At 72.8% G+C, this 232-nt stretch carries 1 protein-coding gene; it reads left to right on the top strand.

Features of this window, described 5'->3' with window-relative positions; translation table 11 throughout:
- The coding region (locus DI272_RS44025) for an AMP-binding protein (protein ID WP_146238453.1) at positions 1-232 on the top strand (232 nt) is incomplete at both ends.

The raw sequence follows: 232 nt of genomic DNA, 5'->3' as shown, positions 1-232 counted from the left end.
CGGTGCCGGCTGCTGTGGTGCCGTCGCGGGGGTCGTTGCCGGAGTTGTTCGAGGCGCGGGTGGCGGCGGCGCCGGGGGCGGTGGCGGTGGTGTGGGGCGACTCCACGCTGTCGTACGGGGAGTTGAACAAGCGGGCGAACCGGCTGGCTCATGTGCTGGTGGGGTGTGGTGTCGGTCCGGAGGACGTGGTGGCGCTGGCGCTGCCTCGCAGTGCGGATCTGGTGGTGGCGGT

It is taken from the genome of Streptomyces sp. Act143, assembly GCF_003143935.1.
In the GTDB taxonomy this organism is placed as follows: Bacteria; Actinomycetota; Actinomycetes; order Streptomycetales; family Streptomycetaceae; genus Streptomyces.
This window is presented reverse-complemented; position numbering and strand designations above follow the sequence as displayed.